Source organism: Sandaracinaceae bacterium, assembly GCA_020633055.1.
GTDB lineage: Bacteria > Myxococcota_A > Polyangia > Polyangiales > Houyiibacteriaceae > JADJJE01.
In genome coordinates this window covers 19,577-42,201 of the sequence record JACKEJ010000011.1, presented here as the reverse complement: position 1 = coordinate 42,201, position 22,625 = coordinate 19,577, and the positions used below count along the sequence as shown (strand labels likewise).

The following is a 22,625-nucleotide window of genomic DNA, read 5'->3' as shown; positions in this document are numbered from 1 at the left end:
GAGACCCATGAGCGACGCCCCCACCGCCCCCAAGCCCGACCGCCCGAAGAGCGAGCGCCGTCCGCCCCGTCGCCGTCAGGAAGACCGCAGCGAGGCCACCCGCCAGCGCCTGATCGACGCCACGCTCAGCTGCCTGGCTACCGAGGGTTATGCGGGCACGACGGTGAGCAAGATCGTCGAGCGTGGGGCGGTGTCACGCGGCTCGCACGTCTACCACTTCCCGTCCAAGGCCGCGCTGATCGAGGCTGCGGCGCGCCAGCAGGTGAAGCGCTTCTATATCCAGTTGGGTAAGTCCTTCGCGAACCTGGACGAGTCCGAAGACCGGCTGCGCGCCATGGCCCGCAGCGGCTGGCGCACCGTGTTCCAGGCGCCCGAGCACGCGGTGATGCTCGAGCTGCTGGTCGCGAGCCTGCACGACGAGGAGCTGGCCGTGGTGATGCGCCGCCTGTGGGCGTCGGGGTACACGCTGGTGAAGGGCGCGGCCGAGCACTACTTCGAGCCCATCGACCCCTCCGTGAGCGTGTCCTCGTTCATCACGCTGCTGCAGTGGGTGCTGCGCGGCATGGCGCTCGACCGTCATCTGCTGCGCGACGACGCGCTCCTGGAGCAGCACCTCGAGCTGTGGTGCGACCTGCTCAGCACACGCATCCGGGCGCGCCCGGGGGTGACGGGTGGCCCACCGAGGCCGCAGGGCGTGTTCTCGTAGGCGCGTCAATCGGCCGCACGGTCGCCACGCGGCAGAGGGGCGGTCCGGGGGGAGGGGGCTGTCTCGAGGGGCGGGAGTCGTCCGAGAATCGGTGTGCGTCCCTAAGTCGGCTCGTCGGGCAACACGTACGCCTCGGGGTGCTTGCGCGCGTCCTCGATCGCGCGCCACGCCACGCGCAGGTAGCGCCGGTGCTCGGGCACGTGGGGCCACGCTTCGCGCACCGCGGCCCGGAACACCGAGAAGAGCGCCTTGTCCGCCGGCGTCACGCGCAGCCCGAGCTTGGCCTGGGCGCGCTCCGGCAGGGTCATCACCGTGAGCCAGTACGCGAAGAGGCTCACGGGCAGCATCATGGCGCGCCACACGGGGCGTGGGAGCTTGCCTTCGAGCGCGTGGGGCACCGGGTAGGTCGTGTAGTAGGTGGGGTAGAACGTGTCGTCCAGCACCTCGGTCCACTCGAGGCGCTCGTCGATCATGCGGTTGAACTCGGACCAGAACTCCGCCTCGGTGGTGGGCAGGAAGCGCTCGGCGATGCCCAGCATGGACGCTATCTGGCGCCACTCGTCGAAGAGCTCGGCGCGCTGCACGGGCGTGAGCGGGGTCCCGAACAGCTCGTGCATCCGCACGGCCGAGTCGAAGCCCGTCATGTGCACCCAGCCATAGGCCTCCGGGTCCAGCGCGTAGTAGCGCTTGCCCGCCTTGTCCACGCCGCGGATGGTGCGGTGCAGGTCGCGCAGCTTGCGTCCCATCGCGATGGCGTCCGCCGGGCGCGAATAGACCACCGGCCACAGGAGCCGCCGCGAGTCGCGGGCGCGCCCGTAGGGGTCGTGCAGGTACTTCTTGTCCTTGGTGACCGCGGCGGCGATGACCGGGTGCGCGGACTGCAGCAGGAACGCCTCGGGCAGTGTCAGGTGGTACAGCCACGAGCCGAAGTCGCGCCACATGTGCGACCCGGGCAGGAGAGGCTTGGGGGACAGAACGGGCTCTGGTTCGGAGGGCTGCTCCGGGGGCGGCTCGTGCGTGTCGCTCATGGGCGTGGGGCTGGCGCTCATCGGCTGGTGCGTCGCTCTCGTTGGAAACAATGGAACAGGTTTAAGACTAATGTACCACGGGGTGTGACGGCTCACAAGAGCAGGCATACTGGACCGATGGCGAATACACGTGGCGCGGTGGACCACGAGGTGCTGATCGTCGGCGCGGGCTTCTCTGGGCTCGGCGCGGGCATCGCCTTGCGCGACGCCGGCATCACGGACTTTGCGATCCTCGACGCAGCGGACGGGGTGGGCGGGGTCTGGCGCCACAACACCTATCCAGGCGTGGCCGTGGACATTCCGTCGGCCACCTACAGCTACTCGTTCGCGCCCAACCCGCGCTGGTCGCGGGCCTTCGCGCCCGGGCACGAGCTCCTGGCCTACGCCGAGCGCGCCGCGGATGCGTACGCCCTGCGCCCCCACCTTCGCCTGCGGACCTTCGTGGAGCGGGCCGTGTTCGACGAAGCCCGCGACCTGTGGCGCGTGTACACGGACCAAGGCGTGCTCAGCGCGCGCTTCCTGGTGGGCGCGGTCGGGCCGCTGGACCAGCCGCGCCGGCCCGACATCCCGGGCCTCGAGCAGTTCGCGGGCAAGGTCATCCACACAGCCCGGTGGGACCACGCACATGACCTCGCAGGGGAGCGCGTCGCGGTCATCGGCACCGGCGCGTCGGCCCTGCAGCTCATCCCCGAGATCGTGGACCGCGTGCGGCACCTCGACGTCTACCAGCGCACCGCCATCTGGGTGCTGCCCAAGGTGGACTTCGCCATCGCGCGCGAGGTGCAGGCGTTGTTCGAGGCCGTGCCCCCCACGCAGCAGGGCATGCGCCTGGTCACCACGGCCATCACGGAGCTGATCATGGTGCTGGGGGTCATCCAGCACACGCGCCTGCCGTTCCTCGTGCGCGCCATCGAGCAGGTCTGCTTGGCGCACCTGCGGGCTCAGGTGCCGGACCCAGCGCTACGCGCGAAGCTCACCCCGCGCTACTCGTTCGGGTGCAAGCGGCCTTCGTTCTCCAACCGCTACCTGCGCACCTTCACGCGCCCCGACACGGAGCTCGTGACGGCCCCCATCGCGCGCATCGAGCCGCGCAGCATCGTGACCGAGGATGGCCGCGAGCGGCCCATCGACACGCTGATCCTCGCCACGGGCTTCAACGTGCTGCAGCTGGGCGCCATGCCGGCGTTTCCGGTGGTGGGACTCGGTGGGGTCGAGCTGGGCGCGTTCTGGGACGAGCACCGCTACCAGAACTACGAGGGGCTGTCGGTGCCGCTGGCGCCCAACTTCTGGCTGATGAACGGGCCCTACTCGGTCACGGGCGCGTCGTGGTTCAGCATCATCGAGGCCAACGTGCGGCACATCGTGCGCGCCATCGGGGAGACGCAGCGGCGTGGGGCCACGCGTGTGGTCGTGCGCCGCGCGGCCCAGGACGCGTACACGGACGAGATGCGTGACCGCATGCGGCACACCATCTTCACGCAGCCGGGCTGCGCGGGCTCCAACAGCTACTACTTCGACCGCCACGGGGACGCGCCGTTCGTGCGCCCGCACAGCGGGCTCCGCGCGTGGTGGCAGAGCGGCCACTTCGACCTCGACGACTACGCGTACTCGAGCGGGTAGTGGCGCGACGGAAAAGGAAACGCGGGTGCCCGAGGGACCCGCGTCTCGTTGTGGCTCCGCCGCGTGGCGCGCCGTGCCGCGCTCAGCGCGTGATGGTGACCGAGATCATCTGCAGCGGCTTCTGCGTGGCGCCCGAGCGCGAGCCGAAGCCCTCGATGGACTTCACGATGTCCATGCCCTCGGTGACCTTGCCGAACACCGGGTGCTTGGAGTCCGTGCGGCGGTTGAACCAGTCGAGGAAGTCGTTGTGCACGGTGTTGACGAAGAACTGCGACCCGCCGCTGTTGGGGCGGCCCGTGTTCGCCATGGAGAGCGTGCCGGGCTCGTTCGAGAACTTCGCGCTTTCGAGGAACTCGTCCTGGATGGTGCCGTGCGGGGGACCGCCGGTGCCGGCGCGCGGGCTGTTGGGGTCCTTCGAGTGCGGGCAGCCGAACTGCAGCATGAAGCCGGGGATCACGCGGTGGAAGTGCAGACCGTTGTAGAAGCCGCTCTCGGCCAGGCTGATGAAGTTCTGTGCCGTGATGGGCATCTCGGCGAGGAAGATCTCCGCCTTGAAGGTGCCCTCGCTGGTCTCGAAGACTGCGACCGGATTTCCCATGTGATGTACTCCTGAAGGGGTGCCCAGCGAACGTGCTGGGGAAGGGTGTGGCGCGCCGAGCGGCGGGCTGGGCGCAGCATGCGTCAATCCACTCATTGGGGTCAACGCGAGCGGGTCGTGTACGCTCGCGGTCGATGCCTCGTCTCTCGTCGTTGCTGGCTGCGCTGCTTCTGCTGGGCGCGCTCGGCGTGAGCGAGAGGGCCCACGGTGAGGCGGCTGGCGCGCTCCTGGCGGACGCGGCCGACACGAGCGCGCGGGTCGGGCGCACCCAGTTCGTCCTACTCGGTTTCGATGCCACCCCGCCCGAGCAGCGCCCCCTCGACCGGACCGGGTTTCACTACATTTACGAGGCGCTCAACCGAGCGCGGCCCGCCGGCGGGCGCCCCAACGCGTTTACGCTGTTCATCTCCACCGGCAACTTTCAGTTCGCGCCCGGGCAGCGCAACCTGCGCCCCGACGAGCGGCCCTTCGAGGGGCTGCTGCCACGCAACCAGCCCGTCATCCGCTACGCGCGCAACCTGGCCTACATTCGGGCGCGCGCCGCGAACGTGCGCGAGACGGCGCGCCTCGGCGTGGAGATCGGCTCACATGCCGTGCGCCACGCCCACGGGCTGCGCTGGAGCGAGGCCGACTGGGAGACCGAGCTGGCCGACCACGAGCGCATCTCCGACCTGCTCGGCTTTCCGCGTCCGGTCGGCTTCCGGGCCCCCTTCCTCGAGTACAACGACGGCATGTACGCGGCGCTCGCGCGACGCGGGACGCGCTACGACGCCTCGCGTCCAGGCGGACGCGCCTGGCCCACGCGGCACCCGAGCGGGATCTGGCTGTTCAACATCCCCACCGTGCCGGTGCCCGGCGGCGGGCGCGCGCTGTTCTTCGACGACAACCTGCGCACCGTGTTCGGGTCGCTGGCGCGGGCGCGAGGGCTGCAAGGGCGCGCCGCCGAGGACTACATGCACGGGGTCTACGCCGACGCGGCCATGGCCGAGTTCAACGTGCGCTACCACGGTGAGCGCGCGCCGTTCCTGGTGAGCGGGCATGGCAACTTCCGCACGGGCATCCTGCGCTTCATGCGGCGCGTGTGCGAGCTACCCGACGTGCGCTGCGCGACGTTCAGCGAGGCGGTCGAGTACCTGGACGCGCACCCCGAGCTCGCGGGCCTCTGACGCGCGCGCAGGCTGCGCTATGCTCGGGCGGCCCATGGTGCAGCGCTACAAGAACATCCCCGTGACCGACGCCCTCGCGGCCGAGCGCACCCAGCTCGCGGCCGAGCGCACCTTCCTGGCGTACGTGCGCTCGTCGTTCGCGTTCTTCGTGGCGGGCGTGTCGGGCGCGCAGCTGCTCGAGTCGCCGCTGCTCCTCGGCGTCGCACACACGCTCTCGGGTACCAGCATCCTCGTGCTCGCGTTCGGCTTCTACAGGCTGCAGGTGTCACGCACCGTGGTGCGTGACCTCGTCCACCGCATCGAGGCAGAGCGGAACCGCGCCGCCCCGCCGACCTGACGTCTCGCGTCGCAATTGACGTGGTACGTCACTCATCGTCGACGTATCACGTCGAAGGGCGGCGCTCGCGGCACGAAATCCCCGCGAGTTCGGGTTGGCACACCACGTGCTCAGTGTTCGAACCGCGATGGGGACGACCCATCCACCTCAGACACCACACAAGGAAGCGGCATACATGGCACAGAGCGTTCACCTGGAACTCAACGCGGCGGGACAGAAGATCGACGGCGACAGCACCATTCTCAGCCTCGGGCGTGAGAACACCATCGAGTGCATCTACTTCTCCGACGCCGTGCGCACAGCGCGCGAGAAGTCCAGCGGCATGGCCACGGGTGACCGCACGTACGAGCCGCTCAAGATCCTGAAGCGCATCGACAAGAGCAGCCCGCTGCTGGCCAAGGCGCTCTGCAACAACGAGGTCATCGAGGGCGTCTTCCGGTTCTACCGACCCTCTCCCGCCGGCGACGGAACCACCCAGCAGTTCTTCACGGTGGAGATCTCCGAGGGCCGCATCGCAGGCATCGTGCGCGAGTCGCCCAACGTCATCGACCCGGCGTCGGCCACCGCGCCTCCCACCGAAGAGGTGACGTTCGTGTTCGGTCGCATCCGCTGGGTGTACGAGGACGGCGGCATCGAGCACGTCGACCACTGGAGCCAGCGCACCTGATTCGCGGCGCGCGTTAGACGACGGGCTCGGCAGCCAGACGGCGCGCCGGGCCCGTCGCGCTATTGGCGAGCGTGCGGTGCGTACATCACCATGCACGCGTGCGCGTTAGGCAATTCCAAACATATCTCGGACCTTCTCATCCGCCCGTGGCCGCAGCACGGCTCGCGTCCATCTCACCACGGCTTCGTTCAGTAGCGCCGTGGTCCCGGCGATACACGCTGCGGCCAAGGTTGCCTCGAAGCGCATCAGCGTGGCGAACGCTACCAGCGCGATCCCGAACATCTCGGCAAGCATCATGACGACCGCGCCGGCCATCGTGGTGCCGCGCAAGAGCGGATTCCCGAACACCTGACCGAGAGGCAGACCAAGTTCGTTGGCGAAGACCGTGGCCACTGCCGCAGCGACGTCAGCTTTTTGCGTCTGTTCGAGCTCGAAGACGACATCACGACAGACAGCGTACACGGGGTAGGCCGTGACCGTGCCGTAGCTGGTCTCGGATGTGATGGTGCCGAGGAGGACCCTCTGCACGTCACTCGCCGGCATCGCCACCTCGTCGAAGACGACCTCGGCGATGCGTGTGGGCTCGCGATACCCACGAGTCACGTCATCGCGCCATCGGAGCGCCACGCGTTCTCGTACGCGGCGCAGCTTGCCCCCGTACGCTGCAGCGCATGCGCGTACGTAGCCCATGCCCCACGCTATCGCGAGCGTGACGAACGCCGTGGCCGGGATGAAGTCCAGTCTGTGAGCCTCGTAGAGCGCTCCCTGCAGGCACAACAATGCAAGCGTCCCCGCATAGAGGAACTGCTTCGTTTCACGCCTCCAAACGACCCGGTTCACGAGGAAGTGCACCTCGTCACCGGTGTGCTCGACGTCATACGGCCCCACGCGTGAGGCACGCGTGGAAGATTCCTCGCTACGCATCCCGCGAGCTTAGTCCATGCCGCATTCGCAGTGGGACGAACCGTGGCTCGGCGAGCGGCTTCGAGGTCGGTGGGGCGGTGTCCGCTAGCGCGCCGGACATGCGTGCTCGATGCGAAGTCACCGGACGGGTCTAGGGCGATACGCCCGCGGGGAGGGGTCGTTCGATGTTCGCCTCGGTGGGGTCGCCTAGGCGGCGGATCGTCTCACCCGTGTCGGCGTCGAACACCCACAAGACGTGAGGATGCCTATCGTGAATGCCCGGGATGGCAACCGTGAGCTCGGCGACGTACACCGTGAACGACGAAGACTCCGCGAGCTCCTCTTCCAGGTCGAGGCGGTCGATCGAGACACGTGGGTAGCGCTGGTGGATCAGTGCACGTGCCGCTGCGTCGTCGAGCTGAGGGGGAACCGTGCGAGCGAAGTCGCGCCTGCCACTTTGGAAGAACGATACGCAGCGGCAATCGGTCCGAACTCTCACAGAGACCTCCAATGGGAATACCGACACTTCACCGGTCCCACGAACTCGTCTGTACCGAAACGCGACTCGTGTCGGCGATTCTTCGACGACCAGCTCGGTCAACCCACGGTCGATGAGCGTAACGAGATCGGGTCGGTGACGTTCCAGCCAGCGGCGCACTACTTCGTTCGGATGCTGGTTGGGTTCGCCAGGGCGGGGTTCCGGCGCACCGTAGTATCCAGTCGAAAAGCCCAAGAGAACGCGATCGTCGGACAATCGGAACTCCCCCCACGGGCTCCGTACCGTGTTGTCGTAGGCCCATAGACCGGGCAAGAATCTCCGGCTAATCGCGAGGGACGGCTCGATGTCTTCGGGCTCGTAGGGGATGCCCTCGGCCGTCAGGAACTCGGCGATGCGGCCAGGGATCGGTGGGAGCGCCGATGCAGGGGCCACGGTGGTCCCCAGTGACGCGGACGCTCCGGGTGCTGGGGCGGAACTCGGTGACGGAGGCTCGGAGGGAATCGTCCGGGCGCACGACGCTGCAGCGACGCCAAGCGCCAAGAACGTCCGCCGGACGACGCGGTCAGTCCGCGCAGGGCGTGCGGGCGGGCCCCGCTGCGGGACGCGCTCGCCGAATACCGGGCGGCTGCCTGCGGCTACCAGCCGCACCTTCGTGCCATCGGTGACATCTCTCGGTAGGAGCATTGGTGACCGTCTACGACTACTCGGACACACCATCGGGGAGCGGTGGGCGAATGTCGGGTTCGGTGGGGTCGCCCAAGCGCTTGATGGTTTCGCCGGTGTCGGCGTCGAAGACCCACAAGATGTGAGGGTGGGTGTCATGGATGCCTGGCAACGCCACGGTGATTCGGGCCACGTAGGTGGTTCGAGAGCCGGTGGCGGTGAGCGCTTCCTGGAGCTCGAGGTGGTCGATGGCGACACGCCTGTAGCGCTGCTGAATGAGGGCCCGCGCCGCGGCTTCGTCGAGTTGCGGCAACGTCGTTCGAGAAAAGTCGCGCCGACCTGCCTGAAACGTCCGTACGCAGTTGCAGGAACTCAGGATCGTGACGTGTGCTTCCAGCGGATAGACCGACACCTCTCCGTCAACCCGAATCCGGGTGTAGTCGAAATATGTCGCTGCTGGCGATGCGCGAGTGGAGACCTCGACCCGGTGGCTGTCGATGAGCGCAACTAAGTCCGGGCGGTGGCGTTGCAGCCATTCGCGGGCGACTTCTTCGGGTCGCTTGCTTGGGTCGCCAGCCCGAGGCTCCGGAGCGTTGTAGTAGCCGATGGAGAACCCCAACAGCACGAGGTCATCGGAAAAGCGGAACTCGCCCCACGGGGTCCGGGCCTCGTTGTCGTAGCCCGCGAGCCCGCGCATGTACGTCCGTCTGAGGGTCATCGATGGCTCGATGGTGTTGCGCTCGAAGGGGATGCCCTCCGCGGTCAAGAACTCCGCGATGCGGCCAGGGATCGGTGGTAGCAGAGGAGGGGGCGGCGTTGCAGACACGGTGGTTTCGGATCGGGGGGATGGAGGACTGGTGGACGCAGGGGTCGTCGGAGACGGGCGGGAGCATGCCGTCGCGAGGGCGAGCAGAGCGAGCGTGGTGCGTGTCATCGATCCGGAGCACCGTACTGTGGGTGGCGTCGGCGAGGTACGTCTGGAGGGCGGTCCTATGGTGATACACCCGCGGGAAGCGGCCGTTCGATGTTTGCCTCGGTTGGGTCGCCGAACCGTTCAATGGTCTCGCCTGTGTCCGCGTCGAACACCCACAAGACGTGCGGGTGGGTGTCATGGATCCCACGGATGGCGACCGTGAGCCGTGCCACATAGACCGTGCGGGAGCCGGACTCGGTAAGTTGCTCCACGAGATCCAGCCGGTCTATCGAAACCCGTGCGTAGCGTTGCTGGATGAGGTCACGGGCGGCCGCTTCATCCAGCTGAGGTGCAACCGTGCGTGCGAAATCCCGCTCTCCCCCCCAGAAGGACTCGACGCAATGGCACGAGGAGAGGACGGTCACTGAGAACTCCAACGGAAACACGGAGACCTCTGCCGCCGACCGGCGCCGCGTGTAGCGAAGCTCCGCTGCGGAAGGCGTTGTCTCCATTGAGAACTCGGTTAGGCCGCGGTCGATGATCGCCACGAGGTCCGGCCGGTGGCGGTTCAGCCACGTTCGCGCGACATCCGTGGGGCCCAGGGCTGGGTCCCCTGGGCGAGGCTGCGGGCCGCCGTGGTATCCGATTGAGAAGTGCGTGATGACCAGCTCGTCCGACATTCGAAAGCGACCCCAAGGGCTCGCGACGATGTTGGAGTACGCCCACGGACCGCGCATGAACTCGCGAGTGACGGTGATGGAGGTGTCGATGGTGTCGCGCTCGAAGGGTATACCCTCGGCGGTCAAGAACGCGGCGATGCGTCCCGGGATCGGGCGGAGTGTCGATGCAGAGTCAGGAGGTGGGGCCACGGGAGTCTCGAGCGACGGGGAATGGATGGCGGCTGGGGCAGAGTGCGGTGCTGGTGACGGGGTGGGTCGGGTGCACGACGCGGCGACGATGCCCAGCGCCAAGATTGTTCGTGTCATGACTGGGGCGCTCCGTACCGGGCGGGCACCACGCGCATTCGGCTCCAGTCGGGGTCATGGCTGTAGGCGCGGAAGCGCAGCGTCGCTTGCAGCTCGCCGCTTACGGACTGCGTGGCTTCTGCGCGTGCGTCTCCAATAGTGGCCCCCCCGGCGAGGGCGCGCGCGAACGCCGTAAGCCAGGTCTCGGCGGAGCCGAAGAATGTGTATTCAGGGAACCCGAGTGCGAGGTGGCACCCGCGTCGCATGAACTCCTCGGCGATGTTCTCACCGATGACCGGCCGCTCACCCGCCATCCGCAGACGCTCCTTGGTAGCGGCGTCGGCGAGGCCCGTCTGGGGCAGCCACGCCAGCTCCTGGAATCGACGAAACTCCTCGGTGTACGCCTCGGTCCGGTCTGCCTCGGACTCGGTGTGGTCGGTTTCCCAGTTGAACGTGATGTACCGGGACCATTGACGGAGCGCGCGCTGCATGTCGCGCAGCTCGGCGGCGGTTGGCTCGTCGCCCGAGAGCGGCACGCCCAGCCCGTCCGCCGTCGCGGCATCGGGCAGGGCCGTCATAGGAAGCCCGCGTGCGATCTGGAACGCCCGCAGTCCCGTGGTCGTACGCTCGTCGAGCCGACCGTGCTCGGGGACGTTCATCATCTGCCGCAGAGATTGAATGAGACGGTGGACCATCACGACGTTGTCACCGGTGCGACACCCGAAGAGCACAGCGACGAGCATGTCCTTGAAGACATCGCTGGGCCAGTTCGAGAGTGCGTCGGTCCCGGGGGCGAGCGAACCGCTCGAGTGAAGCGCGAGGTAGCTGACGTTGCGCTCGAGTCGGAGCTGTCCTTCCCTTGCGTGGAACTGCATGCCTGCAGGACCACCGTGCCCATCGAAGACAGCGACCGAGCTGTCGGCCCACCGGGCGAGGGCGGATGCGCCCGTGTTCGCGCTGCTCGCATTCCCCGAGTAGCCGCTGCCGTCGACCAGCGAACGGAGGGTTTCTCCCGTCTCACGCATCGCGTCGGCGGTCCGTTGCCACTCGCCCTCGTCAGTGAGCACGTCCATCCCGAATGACCACGAATGTGGTGGCGCGATCTCGAGGGTGGAGCTCGCCCTTCGCACCACGCGGCCAGCTCGCGCCACGAGGCGCAGCGTGTACCGTCCCGCGAGCAGGATCCGGCGCTCGGCGGTGCTGTCCCGGCCGCTCCAATAGAGGCGGTTCAGGCCCATTCGCGCCGGGAGTTCGGTAGCCAGTGTGGCGATCCGCGGGCTCTCTTGCGACTCGTCGTGGCGGGACTCGTAGAAGTCTCGGTGAATCGTGGAGCCGGGGTCGTACTCGATGAAGACGTCGACGAGGGCATCCGACCCGACGAGGCAGAAGTCGATGCGGAGCGCTGCTTCCTCGGGGCGCGGAGACCGTTCATCGAGCTTGTCGGGTTCGTCGTCGCTCCACGACCGATGCGCCACCTTGACGTCCAGTGGGGTCGCCGCATCGGCGTAGTCGGTCCCCGCCCCGTCCACGATATCCGTGAACTGTGCGCCAAGCCCCATCACGAGGGTGTTCGTGATCCCGTACGCAACGGGTCGCTCTGTGGCCGCCATTACTCGTGTCGCTCCTGAACCGCGTGGCGCGCGTCGTCCGACACAGACTCGCCTGTCTGGGGCTGCCCCGCAACGAGCGTGAGCGCCGCGTGGTTGTGTGGGGTACGACAGGGCGATGAGACGGCGACCGGTTGGACGGGACGCGAGCGTGTGGCTGGCGATGCTGCAGATGGCCACCACGCTGTTGATGGGGTGCGGCGGCGCGACACGGGGGTGTGCGGGCGGGAGTGGCTGTCCAGAGGGAATGGTGCCGATTCCCGGCGGGACGTTCTCGATGGGGGAGGGGGACCCGACGCAGCAGTACGGCGGACCGGCGGCGCACGAGGAGACGGCGGCGGCGTTCTGCATCGACCGGACAGAGGTGACGGCGGGGGCGTACCACGGTTGCACAGACGCTGCGTGTGGCGCAGTCGAGATCGGGACGTGTGCCGATGGCGAGGAGCATGCACAGTATCCGCGCAACTGCGTGACGTGGGCGCAGGCGGACGCGTATTGTCGGTGGCGAGGTGGGCGGCTTCCGACAGAGGCGGAGTGGGAGTTCGCGGCGCACGGGGCTGACGGCAGGCTGTACCCATGGGGCAGTGAGCCGCCGGATGACACGCGCGCGCGGTGGGGCGGCGCACTCGGATTGCGGCGTCTGTACACGGCCCCAGTGGGCTCGTACCCAGCGGGTGCGAGCCCGTTTGGGGTGCTGGATATGTCGGGCAACGTGTCGGAGTGGGTGGGCGACACTGTCGGGAGTGGGCACGTGGTTCGCGGGGGGGCTACGACGCGACGCTGCCGCACTACCTGCAGGTGACGGTGCGCCACACCGTCGGCGGCGAGAGCAGTCACGTGCGAGGATTCCGCTGCGCAGCGGACCGCTAGGCGCGGCCCATGCGGTCGTGGAGGGTGGCGAGCTGGACCTTGGTGAGGCACCGCTGGCCAGCGGCGGGTCGGTCTTCGCCAGGGGCCCAGGACTCGAGGCCGACGTCTTGGCGGAACTCGCGGCTGATGGCGGCGTTGACGTCTCGTTCCAGCGTGTGAATGGGCCCTTCCTGCGACTCTACGTAGAGGATGGCGCCGTCGAGGACGAGCACGGTGACGCCGAGCACGATGAGGCCCCAGCCAACAGGACCGCTGACGAACGCCGCGGCGCCGGTGGAGCTGACGAGGCCGAGCTCTGCGGCTGCGGTGGCCGCGAGTCCGGCCGTGGCTGCGGCTGCCGAGCCGAGCTTCAGCACGCCCTTCACCTCGTAGAGCAACCAGTGACCGGCCTGGCCGGCGCGGAGGGCGCTCATGGCGTCCTCGTCGTCGCCGATGAGGACCTTGAACCCTGCGTGCGCGTCGAAGCCGATTCCGAGGATGGTGTTCACCGTCGCCGCGTGTCGCACGAACGTGCCCAGCATCTCTACCCTGCCGGTGACACGCGCTTCGGCGGCGATGCCCTGGCTCATGCGCACGGCTTGGTAGAGGAGCACGAAGCGGCCGCACGCCAGCACACCGACGGCGGGTGCCTGCGTGTGGTGCTGGCGTGGATGTGCGGGCCGCTGTATCAGGAGCGGATGGTACGACGAGTGCACGGGGTGCTGGTGTGCGTGGTGATGGGGATGCTGGGGGCGGGGTGTGGCGCGAACGCGCGCGGGTGCGCGGGGTGTGGACCATGCCCGAGCGGGATGGTGGCGATTCCGGCGGGGCGTTTTCTGATGGGGGCGGGTGCTCCGGAGTACGCGGGGCAGACGGCGCACGAGGAGAGCGTGGGGGCGTTCTGTCTGGACCGTACGGAGGTGACGGCGGGGGCGTACGGAGGGTGCACGAGCGAGGGGTGTGAGGGGGTGGACCAGCAGGGGTGGTGCGCGGACGCGACGGAGCACGCGGAGCACCCACGCAATTGCGTCTCGTGGGAGCAGGCGAACGCGTACTGCACGTGGCGCGGCGCGCGGCTGCCGACGGACGCGGAGTGGGAGTACGCGGCGCGGGGCAGCGATGGGCGGCTGTTCCCGTGGGGCAACGAGCCGCCGGACGAGACGCGCGCGAGGTGGGGCGGCATGCACGGCCTGCAGTTGATGCACTCGAGCCCGGTGGGCTCGTATCCCGCGGGGGCGAGCCCGTTCGGGGTGCTGGACATGGCGGGGAATGTCTCGGAGTGGGTCGGTACGTTCGTCGAGATCCCAGAAGGCACGCGGTACTTCGTGCGTGGGGGAGACTACATGGGGACCACGCCGGAGTCGCTCTACGTGACCGATCGAATTCGGCTTCAGGGACACCCGAGCCACACCGCCGGGTTTCGCTGCGCTCTGACACCCTGAGCGGCGCTCAGCGCTCAGCCGTCGAGCGCGTCGCGCAGGCGCGCGTTGAGCGTCCGTCGCAGAGGAACACAAAGAGGCCGCACGCCAGCACGCCGACGGCGGGTGCCTGCGTGTGGTGCTGGCGTGGATGTGCGGGCCGCTGTATCAGGAGCGGATGGTACGACGAGTGCACGGTGTGCTGGTGTGCGTGGTGATGGGGATGCTGGGGGCGGGGTGTGGCGCGAACGCGCGCGGGTGCGCGGGGTGTGGACCGTGCCCGAGCGGGATGGTGGCGATTCCGGCGGGGCGTTTTCTGATGGGGGCGGGTGCTCCGGAGTACGCGGGGCAGACGGCGCACGAGGAGAGCGTGGGGGCGTTCTGTCTGGACCGTACGGAGGTTACGGCGGGGGCGTACGGAGGGTGCACGAGCGCGGGGTGTGAGGGGGTGGACCAGCAGGGGTGGTGCGCGGACGCGACGGAGCACGCGGAGCACCCACGCAATTGCGTCTCGTGGGAGCAGGCGAACGCGTACTGCGCGTGGCGCGGCGCGCGGCTGCCGACCGACGCGGAGTGGGAGTACGCGGCGCGGGGCACCGATGGGCGGCTGTTCCCGTGGGGCAACGAGCCACCGGACGAGACGCGCGCGAGGTGGGGCGGCATGCACGGCCTGCAGTTGATGCACTCGAGCCCGGTGGGCTCGTATCCCGCGGGGGCGAGCCCGTTCGGGGTGCTGGACATGGCGGGGAACGTGTTCGAGTGGGTGGCACCACCAGTTGGAGATCCCTCGGAGGCGACCTACCACGCACGTGGAGGTTCATACATGGCGTCTCTGCCCGAACTGGTGTCTGTCGTGCGTCGGACCACGGGCCCACCCGATCCGGATCACACTGTGGGTTTCCGCTGCGCTCTGACACCCTGAGCGGCGCTCAGCGCTCAGCGCTCAGGCGTCGAGCGCGTCGCGCAGGCGCGCGTTGAGCGTGGCGATCCGTTGGGCGGTACGGCTCACGCCGGTCTCACCGTCGGCGTTGCCGCCGCGCTCGATGTGCTGCAGCTCGCGCTCGCGAGCGCGGTAGACGCGGTCGACGAACGCGGTGACGGCGGGCTGGTTGGCGTGGTGCACCGCGATCGCACCGTCGCACACGAGCACCAGGACGCCGCACGTCAGCACACCCACGGCGAGCAGGCCCGTGGTGACCCCCGTCGCGAGCATCAGAGCGCCCCCCGTGCCGGACAGCAGCTTGAGGGTGCCTTGGGCTACGTAGAGGCTGTAGAGGACGTCATCCCCGCGCCGGGCGGCGTCGGCGACGTCGCCTTCGGCTTCCCCACGTAGGATGCGATCACGAGAGCTGGTGGTCGCCTCGAACACACGCAGGCCCCCAAGGAGGTCGGCCAAGACCGACACCACGCCTGCGGCACGGCCGGCCTGGGCGGCCCAGCGGTAGAGCTGGTTGGCACGTTCCACGCGCAGGACGCCTCCCTCGAGCGCGGCGAGCGGCGTCAACGTACCGGGCGGCCGGTTCCACGCGTACAGCACGGACCCGATGTGGTCCACCGTGGCCAGGACGCCTTGGCTGAGATCGACGCAGGTGTACACGTCCAGCCGCCGTGTCTCCGCATGCAGCGCTGTCAGGATGAGCCCCATGTTCAGGGTGTTCGCAAACGCTTTCAGGTACGTGGGGGCGTTGTGGTGCCAGCGCGTGGTGTCGGCGGGGACCTCGACCGTGAAGTCGACTACGGCAGGTGCGATAATGGCTGGCTGAAGCCGCCTACCTAGCGGGGTGCTCACGTGTCGCGTGGTGTCCCGTACCACGGCCGCCCGCGTCACGCGTTGCACGAAGCGTACGGCCGGCGCGGTGGCGCCGTGCTCGGTGAGGACGTGTACCCTGCCAGCATCGAAGTCGATTTGGAAGTCTCGCCGGTGCTGGACGATGCGCTTCCACACGGTGTGCGTGGCCTCTGCGGTGCCACGAATGGGCTCTCCCATGCGAGCCCGGTGGTGGCGATAGAGAAAGTTGAGCATCTGGTTTGCGGCGTCCGCGTCCTGGAGGAGCTTCGCATACGCGTGCACCTCCTCTGCGATGAACGCGCTCCACACCGACCCAGCGCGGCTGATGGCGCTGCGCATCCATGCGAGCGCGGGGCGCAGCGCGTCCCAGCGCTCCAGCGAGACGGAGGCTTTCCAGAACGGCACCTCAAGGCCGAGGTGCACCAGCTCGAAGCGGCGGTGGAGTGCTTTGCGTGCGGCGTCATCCGGTACCCGAGTCCAGAGCGCAAGTGCGAACTCGTCGTAGGGCAGGTGGTCGCGCAAGAGGCGCTCGGCTTTGGCGGAGACCCAGCGCACCGCCTCGTCGATGCCCTCGGCGTAGGCGTCGCACTCGGCTCTGAGCCCTGCCTCTTGGAGCGTCTTGCCATACGCGTAGACATCGAAGTAGTCGAGGGTCGCGTCACGGGTGGCTGCAGACAGCTGGGCGTGAGTAGCGAGGCGGGGGCCGAGCGTGACCGCAAGTTGGCGGAGAGCGCCTCGCGTGTTCGGGGGCGACACCAAGGACCCATCGACGCTTGCCGCAATGCTGCCGAGCAGGCTGTTGAAGTCGCGGCGCTCGACTTGAGATTGCGCGCACGTGTGCGCGAACTCCCGCAGCGCCTCGACCCACACGTGAATCTCGTCGGGGTTGTTCACGACCGGCAAGGAACCTCCCCCACCCCCCGGAGCGTGAGCGCTGGGCACGCCACCGTGCTTGGGGACACCGAAGCTCCCAAAGAGCGCCAGCTCCTGTTCGCGGACGGGCTGACAATCCGAGTACGCGCGCGCCACTTCTCCAGCGCGGTGCAGCGTGGCCCAGTCTTCGGCGCTCTGCTTGCGGAGGTGCACCACACACCGCGCCACCCACTCCGCCGCGTAGAGCGCGCGCAGCGCAGGTGGTGTCGCGTCGTAGATGACGCCCGCGTGCGGGTATCCCATCCGATCTCGGACCGTGAACCGGTCGTCGTCGAGGTGACCGAACGCGAGGTGATGCTGCGTGCGCGCGGGTCGCACCAGCAGCAGCTCCTGCACCCGCAGGCGCTCGTCCGCGCCGAGGGTGGGCAGGTCCAGCAAGGGGAGGGGCGGCCGTGGGGTGTGTCCGAACTCGAACAGCCAGTGCAGCGCCACGGCGGCATCGAAGCTCGCGCGCCGCTCGGCGTCGCTGGGCTCGCTCCCGTCCGGATTGGTGGGCAACCACAGCGCCTCCAGAAACGCACGGAACGTCTCCGTGTCGTAGGTCCAGAAGAGGCGCGAGGGCGCGGCGCCCCGAACGCGCGCCTGGTCTGCTGGGTCCGCCCAACTGCTCCCTACCTTCACCACGTTGAGCGCGGTCGGAGGCTCGCAGGCCCAGGAGCACAGCGGGTGTTCGAGCTCCCGAATGGCGACGTTCTCCGGTTCGGCTTCCCAGTCGGGCGAAATGAGGACATGTCCCGCCGCGTTGGCGCGACCGGCCAAGACCGACGTAGTGAGGCCGATCGTCGCAAGAAACTCGGCCGATCCCCTCATCTCGTCGAAGCTGGCGGGGACAAAGCAAACGTAGGCCCCGCTGAGGGGCCGCAGACGAACGCGATAACCGTCCGTCTCGCCTTCCGTGGCGTTGCCGGTGTGGGGCCCCGCCTCGAGCACGCCGAGACGCAGCGGAGTGACGATGTGCAAGAACGGCGCGACTGGAATGGGAAAGCTCACGCGCCACACTCCTCGACGAGCTTGTCCAGCGTTGCTTGGCTCAGCGCGCCGCTGGGTTCGTCCTCACCCATGGCGAGGTGCTGGAAACTGCAGATGGCGTCCAACGTCGTATCGTCGACGGAGCCGTGCGCCGGGCATCCATACCCCAGCGCCCGAAGCCGCTGCTGCACGCCAGCGATTTCGGGTGTGCCCTCCTGCCCTACGGGGTCCAGCTGCCTCAGGTGAAAGGTGCGGATGAGGAACGCCTCGGGAAACACCGCGTGCACCACGGAAACCGAGACCGGTAGCTCGTGGCGGACCCAGCCGTCGCCATCTGTCCGAAGGTCCGGCACGGTGACCTGCTCCTCGCCCAGTTCGTATCGCAGCACGTAGCCCAGGTCGGCTAGGGGATCTCCGTGCGCCCAGCGCAGCTGCACCTCCAGCTTGGAAAGCGGCGGGTCGATGACGACCTCGTGCCGTTGGCTCATCGCGTACGACGACGTGGGTTGGTCGGGCTCGGGGATGAACAGCCGCGTGCCGGGGAGCAGCACCATGGGCGACTTGTGGGCGTCGCGAGCGCTTTTGTTCTGCGCGTCGTCCCAGACGGTGTTCCAGTCGGCGTGCCCGTAGGCCCAAGCGATGCTGACGATGTCTTGGCCCTGGCGCACGGTGTGGAACCCCGGAGGGGCGAGCTGCTTGAGCGCGGGGAGGCCGTTGGGGAGGTACGTGAGGCGCGCTGTGCCGGGAGGGCCGTCGCCGACGCGAAACAGGCCGTTGCGCCCGGTGATGCCGTTCATGACGCGCCCGTCGGCGAGCTCGACCGTCCAGCCGACGTTGGCGACCGGGTCTCCCGCGGGGTCGACGAAGGCGATCTCGAGCCACTCGGTGGGCGTCGGCGCGCTGGTCACCACCGGGGCCACGACGGGGACGTTGACGGCCACTGCGGTGGGGGGCTGCTCGAACAGCACGTGCGTCGGGTTCCACTCGTGGACCAGACAGTCGTCCAGGTAGGCCTCCCATGCGTGCTCGGGGCTGCTGTGGTCCAGCCCCGTGTGGAGGCACAGTGTGCGCATCACGAAGGCCTTGAACCCGACGGGATCGTCGCGGAGCGCTTCGTGCACGATGAAGCGCGTGAGGAACGGAGTCACGCGGCGCCACCCCTCTAGCGCTTCGCGCTGCCGCGGCGTCTCGGCCATGGGCAGCAGGGTGTGTCGGCGGCCCGAGTGGTAGAACGTATACGTGAACATGCAGCCCTTGGCGCGAGACCCTACCGACCGCCCGTGGTCGTCGCAAGGGTCTCTGTGCTCCTCGTCACGGCCTCACGCGCGCTGTGCCCAAGGGTTGACGACGCGGTGAGCGCATGCTCTGGTCCGAACACAAGGAGGACGCGGACATGACGTTTCACCCACGACATTGGTGCCAGCTCGGCGGGGAGCAGGCGAAGCTCATTCACATCGACGACCAGGGGCTGGCCTACGTCGTTCAGTCGCGCCCCATCGTGGCGGACTTGGACGCCAAGCTCACCGCCGGTGGCGACGCCAGCGAGCTGCTCGCCGCGTGGGGGCGCATCCCTTGGTCCAACCTGCAGTGGTTCGAGTGGTCCTCGTCGCTGGCGGTGCGTTTTCGGTACGAAGTGCCTGGGCACGGCAGCCACGAGGCGTCGTTCCTGGTCCGTTCCAGCGCCGAGCGCGAGATCATCGCGTCCGCCATCACCGAGGCGTCGGGGCTCTCACCGTCCGAGCGGGCGCGCTCTGCCTCGGAGCTGGCGAAGGGGCCCTTGGCGGCAGCGGGCATCGCGCTGGGGTTGGGGGCCGTTCTCTTCACTCAGCTCGGCGCCACGGCGGAGGGCAGTGGGCGCACCGCCGCGCGGGCCGCGCTGGTCACGTCGCTTGCGAACCTGCTCGGGCTGGGGGGGATCGCCGCGCTCACCAGCCTGGGGGTGGGCGCCGCTACGCTTGTGCTGCTGCGGCGGCTCCGAACTCCGCCGCGGGTGTGGCGCCTGTCGCAGGGCTCGGTGGCGTAGCCGGCTCCGAATACGGAATCCGGGGCGCCGCGTGTCGGCGCAGGGCGGGCGCGCGCCGTACCCCCCAGCACCGGCGCAGGCGCCCGCGGAGCGCTCGAAAATCATAGTTGTCCCTCGGCTTCCGGGTTTGGTATGGGTACTCACAATCGAACTCGGTCGCTGGGTGAGGCCGTAGTGTCCAGTTGGCGCCGTCCCGCGCCGCCATGGAGGGTCGAATGAGCCAAGAAGACGACAGCGACATCGGGGAAGCGAGCAGAGACGCGGCTGTCGGAGCGGCGACCGAGACCGCCGCCGCGGCCGCTCAGGACCCCAGCGCTATCGGAGACGCGGCGCAAGGCGCAGGGGCGGGTGCCGCTGCGGACATCGGCGCCGCCGGCTTGGCAGAGGCAGGCGTGCCGGGCGAGGTCGCGGGCGCGGCCACGTCGGTGGCGGCCGGCGCTGTGACCGGCGGCGGCGCGGGGGCCGCGAGCGCAGCGACAGGCGCCGCGGGTGGGCTCGCTGGCTCGGCCCTCGGCGCGGCAGGGGCGCCACCCATGGTCGCCGGGGTGGCCGGGGCCGCTGTCAGCGCGGGAGCGAGCGCCGCGGCCGGCGGGATGCAGAGCGCGGGCCCCGGCGTGCAGAGCGGCGGGGGTAGCGGTGGCGGGGGTGGCGGCAGCAGCGCGGGCTCCCGGCCCGGCGACATCGCGGCCGCCGCCGCGGCTCTGTCCGCCAGCGTCCTGAGCAACGTCGACGAGACGGCGCAGGCCGAGTTCCTGTTCGAGTGCGAAGGCAGCGACGTCCCCTGGGTGGTCGCCAGCGCCACGCTCAACGAAGCCATCAACGCCCCCTACAGCCTGCGGCTCGACCTCCGCACCGGCGACATGTCCGCCGAGGGTGGGCAGCTGCTCGGCCAGTCGTGCTCCCTGCTGATGGAGCGCGGCGTCGTCCAGCACCGCGTGTCGGGCATCATCTCCATGGTGACGGCGGGGAGCACCGCGCGCGACCAGGTGGCCGTCGTGGTCGAGGTGGTGCCCGCGCTGTGGGCGCTCACGCAGCGCACGAACAGCCGCATCTTCCAGAACAAGACCGTGCCGGACATCCTCCGTGAGGTCATCGAAGCGGCCCTCGGGCCCTATCAGCGCGAGGTCGCCTTCGAGTTGGAGCGCACCTACGAGCCCTGCGAGTACCGTGTGCAGTACGACGAGACCGACCTGGCCTTCGTCTCCAGGCTCGCGCAGGAGGAGGGCCTCGCCTTCTGGTTCGATCAAGAGGGCGAGACCGAGACGCTGGTGTTCGCCGACGTGCCGGCCAAGTACCGCGAGCTGACCACGCTGCACGACCGCGAGCTGGACTTCGTCACGCGCGACAACGCTGTCGAGGGCAAGGAGAACATCCGCGAGTTCCACATGGTGTCGCGCGTCATGCCGACCGCCATCGCGACGCGGCACTTCGACTGGACGCACCCCACCACGCCCATCGTGGCCACGGTGACGACGGAAGCGCCAGCGGCCGACGAGCCCGTGCACGGCGCCGCCGTGGGGCCCGTGCGAGAGGTCTACGAGCACGACACCAAGCCGCTCACGCTCAGCGACTTCAACCCGACGCAGGGCTTCCAGAAGCAGGACTCCGAGACCCAAGCAGGCCTGCGTCACGAGGTGCGCCGGAACGACGCTCACATCGCGACGGGCAAGTCCACCGCCGTGGGCATGATGCCGGGCACCGTGTTCGAGCTCCTGGGCCACCCGCAGCCGGAACTGGACGGGCGCTACGTGGTCCTGACGGTGACGCACCACGCGCTCGAGCGCTCCACGGAGGAATCCAACGAGGCCTACTACAACACCTTCACGTGCATGCGCGCGGAGCAGATGTACCGTCCCGGCCGCTCCACCGCGCGGCCGCGCATCCCTGGCATCCAGACGGCCACCGTCGTCGGCCCCGCGGACAAGGAGATCTACACGGACGAGCACGGGCGCGTGCTGGTGCAGTTCCACTGGGACAGGCTCGGGGAGCGCAACGAGCACAGCTCCTGCTTCATCCGCGTGATGCAGCCGTGGGCGGGCGCCGGGTGGGGCTTCGTGTTTCTGCCGCGCATCGGCATGGAGGTCACCGTCGCGTTCGTCAACGGCGACCCGGACCAGCCCCTCATCACCGGCACGGTATTCAACACGGAGAACCTCACGCCGTACACGATGCCGGACGAGATGACCAAGAGCACGATCAAGACGCGCTCGAGTCCCGGCGGCGAGGGCTACAACGAGCTCACCTTCGAGGACAAGGCGGGCGAAGAGCAGATCATCGTCCACGCGCAGAAGGACTACGTCGAGACCATCCAAAACGACCACACCACGTCGGTGAAGGGCAACAGCGCCAACAGCGTGGATGGCGGGCACTCGGAGAGCGTGGGCGGCGACGCGTCGCTCAGCGTCAAGGGCGAGCGCACCGTGGCCGTGACGGGGAACCAGACGGTCACCGTGGACGCGGACCACACGCTGGACGTGAAGCACAACATCCTCGTGAAGGCCCCCGACTCCATCAAGCTCGAGTGTGGCGACAGCATCATCGAGATGGTGCCCGGCAAGATCACCATCACGACGGCGGGGTCCAAGGTGGAGCTCACCGCGGACATCATCTCCACCGCGGCCAACGGCGCGTACCAACAGCTCAAGGACTTCGCCAAGATGCAGTCGGCGCAAGGGTCCGAGGTGTACCTGGACGCAAACGGGCTGTACCAGTCGAGCGGCGGCTCCAAGGTGCACCTGACGGGCAACGCCGAGATGGGCGCGTCCGGGGGCGGCACGGTGCTGTTGGACGCCAACGCGGCGATGTCGGGCGCCACGGCATCCGTGGCGGGCGAAAGCGAGGCCACGCTCGGCGCTGGTGGAGCCGTCAGGGCCGACGCCTCGGGCGTCACCGTCAGCGGTGGTACGGTCGACGTCGGTGGAGGCAGCGCGGTGCTGGTTCACGCGATGGCCGTGAAGATCAACTAACCGGAC

The 22,625-nt window shown here is 68.8% G+C and carries 20 protein-coding genes; 10 read left to right on the top strand and 10 right to left on the bottom strand.

Annotated elements, in window-relative coordinates; all coding sequences use genetic code 11:
- The first annotated feature begins 7 nt into the window (after positions 1 to 7).
- Complete coding sequence (locus H6726_24720; protein MCB9660873.1) at positions 8 to 706, top strand: TetR/AcrR family transcriptional regulator; 699 nt, start codon at positions 8 to 10, stop codon at positions 704 to 706.
- A 101-nt stretch (positions 707 to 807) separates the two neighbouring features.
- Here H6726_24720 and H6726_24715 read toward each other — a convergent pair whose 3' ends face one another.
- The gene (locus H6726_24715) at positions 808 to 1,755 is read right to left on the bottom strand and encodes a DUF2236 domain-containing protein (GenBank protein MCB9660872.1); all 948 of its coding nucleotides are present in this window, start codon (positions 1,753 to 1,755) and stop codon (positions 808 to 810) included.
- Between the two features lie 96 nt (positions 1,756 to 1,851).
- Between H6726_24715 and H6726_24710 the strand changes: the two genes are divergently transcribed.
- On the top strand, positions 1,852 to 3,354 hold the full coding sequence (locus H6726_24710; protein ID MCB9660871.1) for an NAD(P)/FAD-dependent oxidoreductase: 1,503 nt from the start codon (positions 1,852 to 1,854) through the stop codon (positions 3,352 to 3,354).
- Between the two features lie 82 nt (positions 3,355 to 3,436).
- Here the strand turns inward: H6726_24710 and H6726_24705 are convergent, their stop codons facing one another.
- On the bottom strand, positions 3,437 to 3,952 hold the full coding sequence (locus H6726_24705; protein ID MCB9660870.1) for a peptidylprolyl isomerase: 516 nt from the start codon (positions 3,950 to 3,952) through the stop codon (positions 3,437 to 3,439).
- A 134-nt stretch (positions 3,953 to 4,086) separates the two neighbouring features.
- Between H6726_24705 and H6726_24700 the strand changes: the two genes are divergently transcribed.
- From H6726_24700 to hcp, 3 genes are all read left to right on the top strand, one after another.
- Positions 4,087 to 5,118 (top strand): polysaccharide deacetylase family protein, encoded by a 1,032-nt coding sequence (locus H6726_24700; GenBank protein MCB9660869.1) that lies wholly within the window; start codon positions 4,087 to 4,089, stop codon positions 5,116 to 5,118.
- Between the two features lie 34 nt (positions 5,119 to 5,152).
- The gene (locus H6726_24695) at positions 5,153 to 5,455 is read left to right on the top strand and encodes a DUF202 domain-containing protein (GenBank protein ID MCB9660868.1); all 303 of its coding nucleotides are present in this window, start codon (positions 5,153 to 5,155) and stop codon (positions 5,453 to 5,455) included.
- Between the two features lie 175 nt (positions 5,456 to 5,630).
- The gene (gene hcp / locus H6726_24690) at positions 5,631 to 6,122 is read left to right on the top strand and encodes a type VI secretion system tube protein Hcp (protein ID MCB9660867.1); all 492 of its coding nucleotides are present in this window, start codon (positions 5,631 to 5,633) and stop codon (positions 6,120 to 6,122) included.
- Positions 6,123 to 6,227: 105 nt separating this feature from the next.
- On the opposite strand, the gene H6726_24685 is transcribed toward hcp, so the two are convergent.
- From H6726_24685 to H6726_24665, 5 genes are all read right to left on the bottom strand, one after another.
- Complete coding sequence (locus H6726_24685; protein ID MCB9660866.1) at positions 6,228 to 6,974, bottom strand: hypothetical protein; 747 nt, start codon at positions 6,972 to 6,974, stop codon at positions 6,228 to 6,230.
- A gap of 202 nt (positions 6,975 to 7,176) precedes the next feature.
- A complete protein-coding gene (locus tag H6726_24680) occupies positions 7,177 to 7,626 on the bottom strand; it encodes a hypothetical protein (protein MCB9660865.1) in 450 nt (149 codons plus the stop codon).
- Positions 7,627 to 8,224: 598 nt separating this feature from the next.
- Positions 8,225 to 8,953, bottom strand: coding sequence for a hypothetical protein (locus H6726_24675; GenBank protein ID MCB9660864.1), 729 nt, complete (start codon positions 8,951 to 8,953; stop codon positions 8,225 to 8,227).
- 224 nt (positions 8,954 to 9,177) lie between these two features.
- On the bottom strand, positions 9,178 to 9,906 hold the full coding sequence (locus tag H6726_24670) for a hypothetical protein (GenBank protein ID MCB9660863.1): 729 nt from the start codon (positions 9,904 to 9,906) through the stop codon (positions 9,178 to 9,180).
- Positions 9,907 to 10,082: 176 nt separating this feature from the next.
- Positions 10,083 to 11,675 carry a hypothetical protein gene (locus H6726_24665; GenBank protein MCB9660862.1) on the bottom strand — a complete coding sequence of 531 codons (1,593 nt, stop codon included), beginning with the start codon at positions 11,673 to 11,675 and terminating at the stop codon, positions 10,083 to 10,085.
- A 115-nt stretch (positions 11,676 to 11,790) separates the two neighbouring features.
- Here H6726_24665 and H6726_24660 point away from each other — a divergent pair, with 115 nt between their 5' ends.
- The gene (locus H6726_24660; GenBank protein ID MCB9660861.1) at positions 11,791 to 12,474 is read left to right on the top strand and encodes an SUMF1/EgtB/PvdO family nonheme iron enzyme; all 684 of its coding nucleotides are present in this window, start codon (positions 11,791 to 11,793) and stop codon (positions 12,472 to 12,474) included.
- 64 nt (positions 12,475 to 12,538) lie between these two features.
- Here H6726_24660 and H6726_24655 read toward each other — a convergent pair whose 3' ends face one another.
- The gene (locus tag H6726_24655) at positions 12,539 to 13,111 is read right to left on the bottom strand and encodes a hypothetical protein (GenBank protein ID MCB9660860.1); all 573 of its coding nucleotides are present in this window, start codon (positions 13,109 to 13,111) and stop codon (positions 12,539 to 12,541) included.
- 81 nt (positions 13,112 to 13,192) lie between these two features.
- Here H6726_24655 and H6726_24650 point away from each other — a divergent pair, with 81 nt between their 5' ends.
- The gene (locus H6726_24650) at positions 13,193 to 13,963 is read left to right on the top strand and encodes an SUMF1/EgtB/PvdO family nonheme iron enzyme (protein MCB9660859.1); all 771 of its coding nucleotides are present in this window, start codon (positions 13,193 to 13,195) and stop codon (positions 13,961 to 13,963) included.
- A 154-nt stretch (positions 13,964 to 14,117) separates the two neighbouring features.
- Positions 14,118 to 14,861, top strand: a complete 744-nt coding sequence (locus tag H6726_24645; protein ID MCB9660858.1) for an SUMF1/EgtB/PvdO family nonheme iron enzyme — start codon at positions 14,118 to 14,120, stop codon at positions 14,859 to 14,861.
- A 21-nt stretch (positions 14,862 to 14,882) separates the two neighbouring features.
- Here the strand turns inward: H6726_24645 and H6726_24640 are convergent, their stop codons facing one another.
- On the bottom strand, positions 14,883 to 17,651 hold the full coding sequence (locus H6726_24640) for a hypothetical protein (protein MCB9660857.1): 2,769 nt from the start codon (positions 17,649 to 17,651) through the stop codon (positions 14,883 to 14,885).
- Positions 17,648 to 18,877, bottom strand: coding sequence for a carboxypeptidase regulatory-like domain-containing protein (locus H6726_24635; protein ID MCB9660856.1), 1,230 nt, complete (start codon positions 18,875 to 18,877; stop codon positions 17,648 to 17,650). The genes H6726_24640 and H6726_24635 overlap by 4 nt, the downstream gene beginning before the upstream one ends.
- Before the next feature lie 113 nt (positions 18,878 to 18,990).
- On the opposite strand from H6726_24635, the gene H6726_24630 reads away from it, so the two are divergent.
- Positions 18,991 to 19,653: a hypothetical protein gene (locus tag H6726_24630; GenBank protein ID MCB9660855.1), complete on the top strand. Its 663-nt coding sequence runs from the start codon at positions 18,991 to 18,993 to the stop codon at positions 19,651 to 19,653.
- A gap of 215 nt (positions 19,654 to 19,868) precedes the next feature.
- A complete protein-coding gene (gene tssI, locus H6726_24625) occupies positions 19,869 to 22,619 on the top strand; it encodes a type VI secretion system tip protein VgrG (protein MCB9660854.1) in 2,751 nt (916 codons plus the stop codon).
- Positions 22,620 to 22,625: the final 6 nt, after the last annotated feature.

Bases quoted from the DNA above. Each gene is read 5' to 3' on its own strand.
- H6726_24705 (MCB9660870.1), bottom strand. From the start codon at position 3,952: ATGGGAAATCCGGTCGCAGTCTTCGAGACCAGCGAGGGCACCTTCAAG.
- tssI (MCB9660854.1), top strand. From the start codon at position 19,869: ATGAGCCAAGAAGACGACAGCGACATCGGGGAAGCGAGCAGAGACGCG.
- H6726_24660 (MCB9660861.1), top strand. From the start codon at position 11,791: ATGAGACGGCGACCGGTTGGACGGGACGCGAGCGTGTGGCTGGCGATG.
- H6726_24630 (MCB9660855.1), top strand. From the start codon at position 18,991: ATGCTCTGGTCCGAACACAAGGAGGACGCGGACATGACGTTTCACCCA.
- H6726_24650 (MCB9660859.1), top strand. From the start codon at position 13,193: ATGTGCGGGCCGCTGTATCAGGAGCGGATGGTACGACGAGTGCACGGG.
- H6726_24700 (MCB9660869.1), top strand. From the start codon at position 4,087: ATGCCTCGTCTCTCGTCGTTGCTGGCTGCGCTGCTTCTGCTGGGCGCG.
- H6726_24710 (MCB9660871.1), top strand. From the start codon at position 1,852: ATGGCGAATACACGTGGCGCGGTGGACCACGAGGTGCTGATCGTCGGC.
- H6726_24720 (MCB9660873.1), top strand. From the start codon at position 8: ATGAGCGACGCCCCCACCGCCCCCAAGCCCGACCGCCCGAAGAGCGAG.
- H6726_24695 (MCB9660868.1), top strand. From the start codon at position 5,153: ATGGTGCAGCGCTACAAGAACATCCCCGTGACCGACGCCCTCGCGGCC.
- hcp (MCB9660867.1), top strand. From the start codon at position 5,631: ATGGCACAGAGCGTTCACCTGGAACTCAACGCGGCGGGACAGAAGATC.
- H6726_24655 (MCB9660860.1), bottom strand. From the start codon at position 13,111: ATGAGCCAGGGCATCGCCGCCGAAGCGCGTGTCACCGGCAGGGTAGAG.
- H6726_24665 (MCB9660862.1), bottom strand. From the start codon at position 11,675: ATGGCGGCCACAGAGCGACCCGTTGCGTACGGGATCACGAACACCCTC.
- H6726_24645 (MCB9660858.1), top strand. From the start codon at position 14,118: ATGGTACGACGAGTGCACGGTGTGCTGGTGTGCGTGGTGATGGGGATG.
- H6726_24635 (MCB9660856.1), bottom strand. From the start codon at position 18,877: ATGTTCACGTATACGTTCTACCACTCGGGCCGCCGACACACCCTGCTG.
- H6726_24715 (MCB9660872.1), bottom strand. From the start codon at position 1,755: ATGAGCGCCAGCCCCACGCCCATGAGCGACACGCACGAGCCGCCCCCG.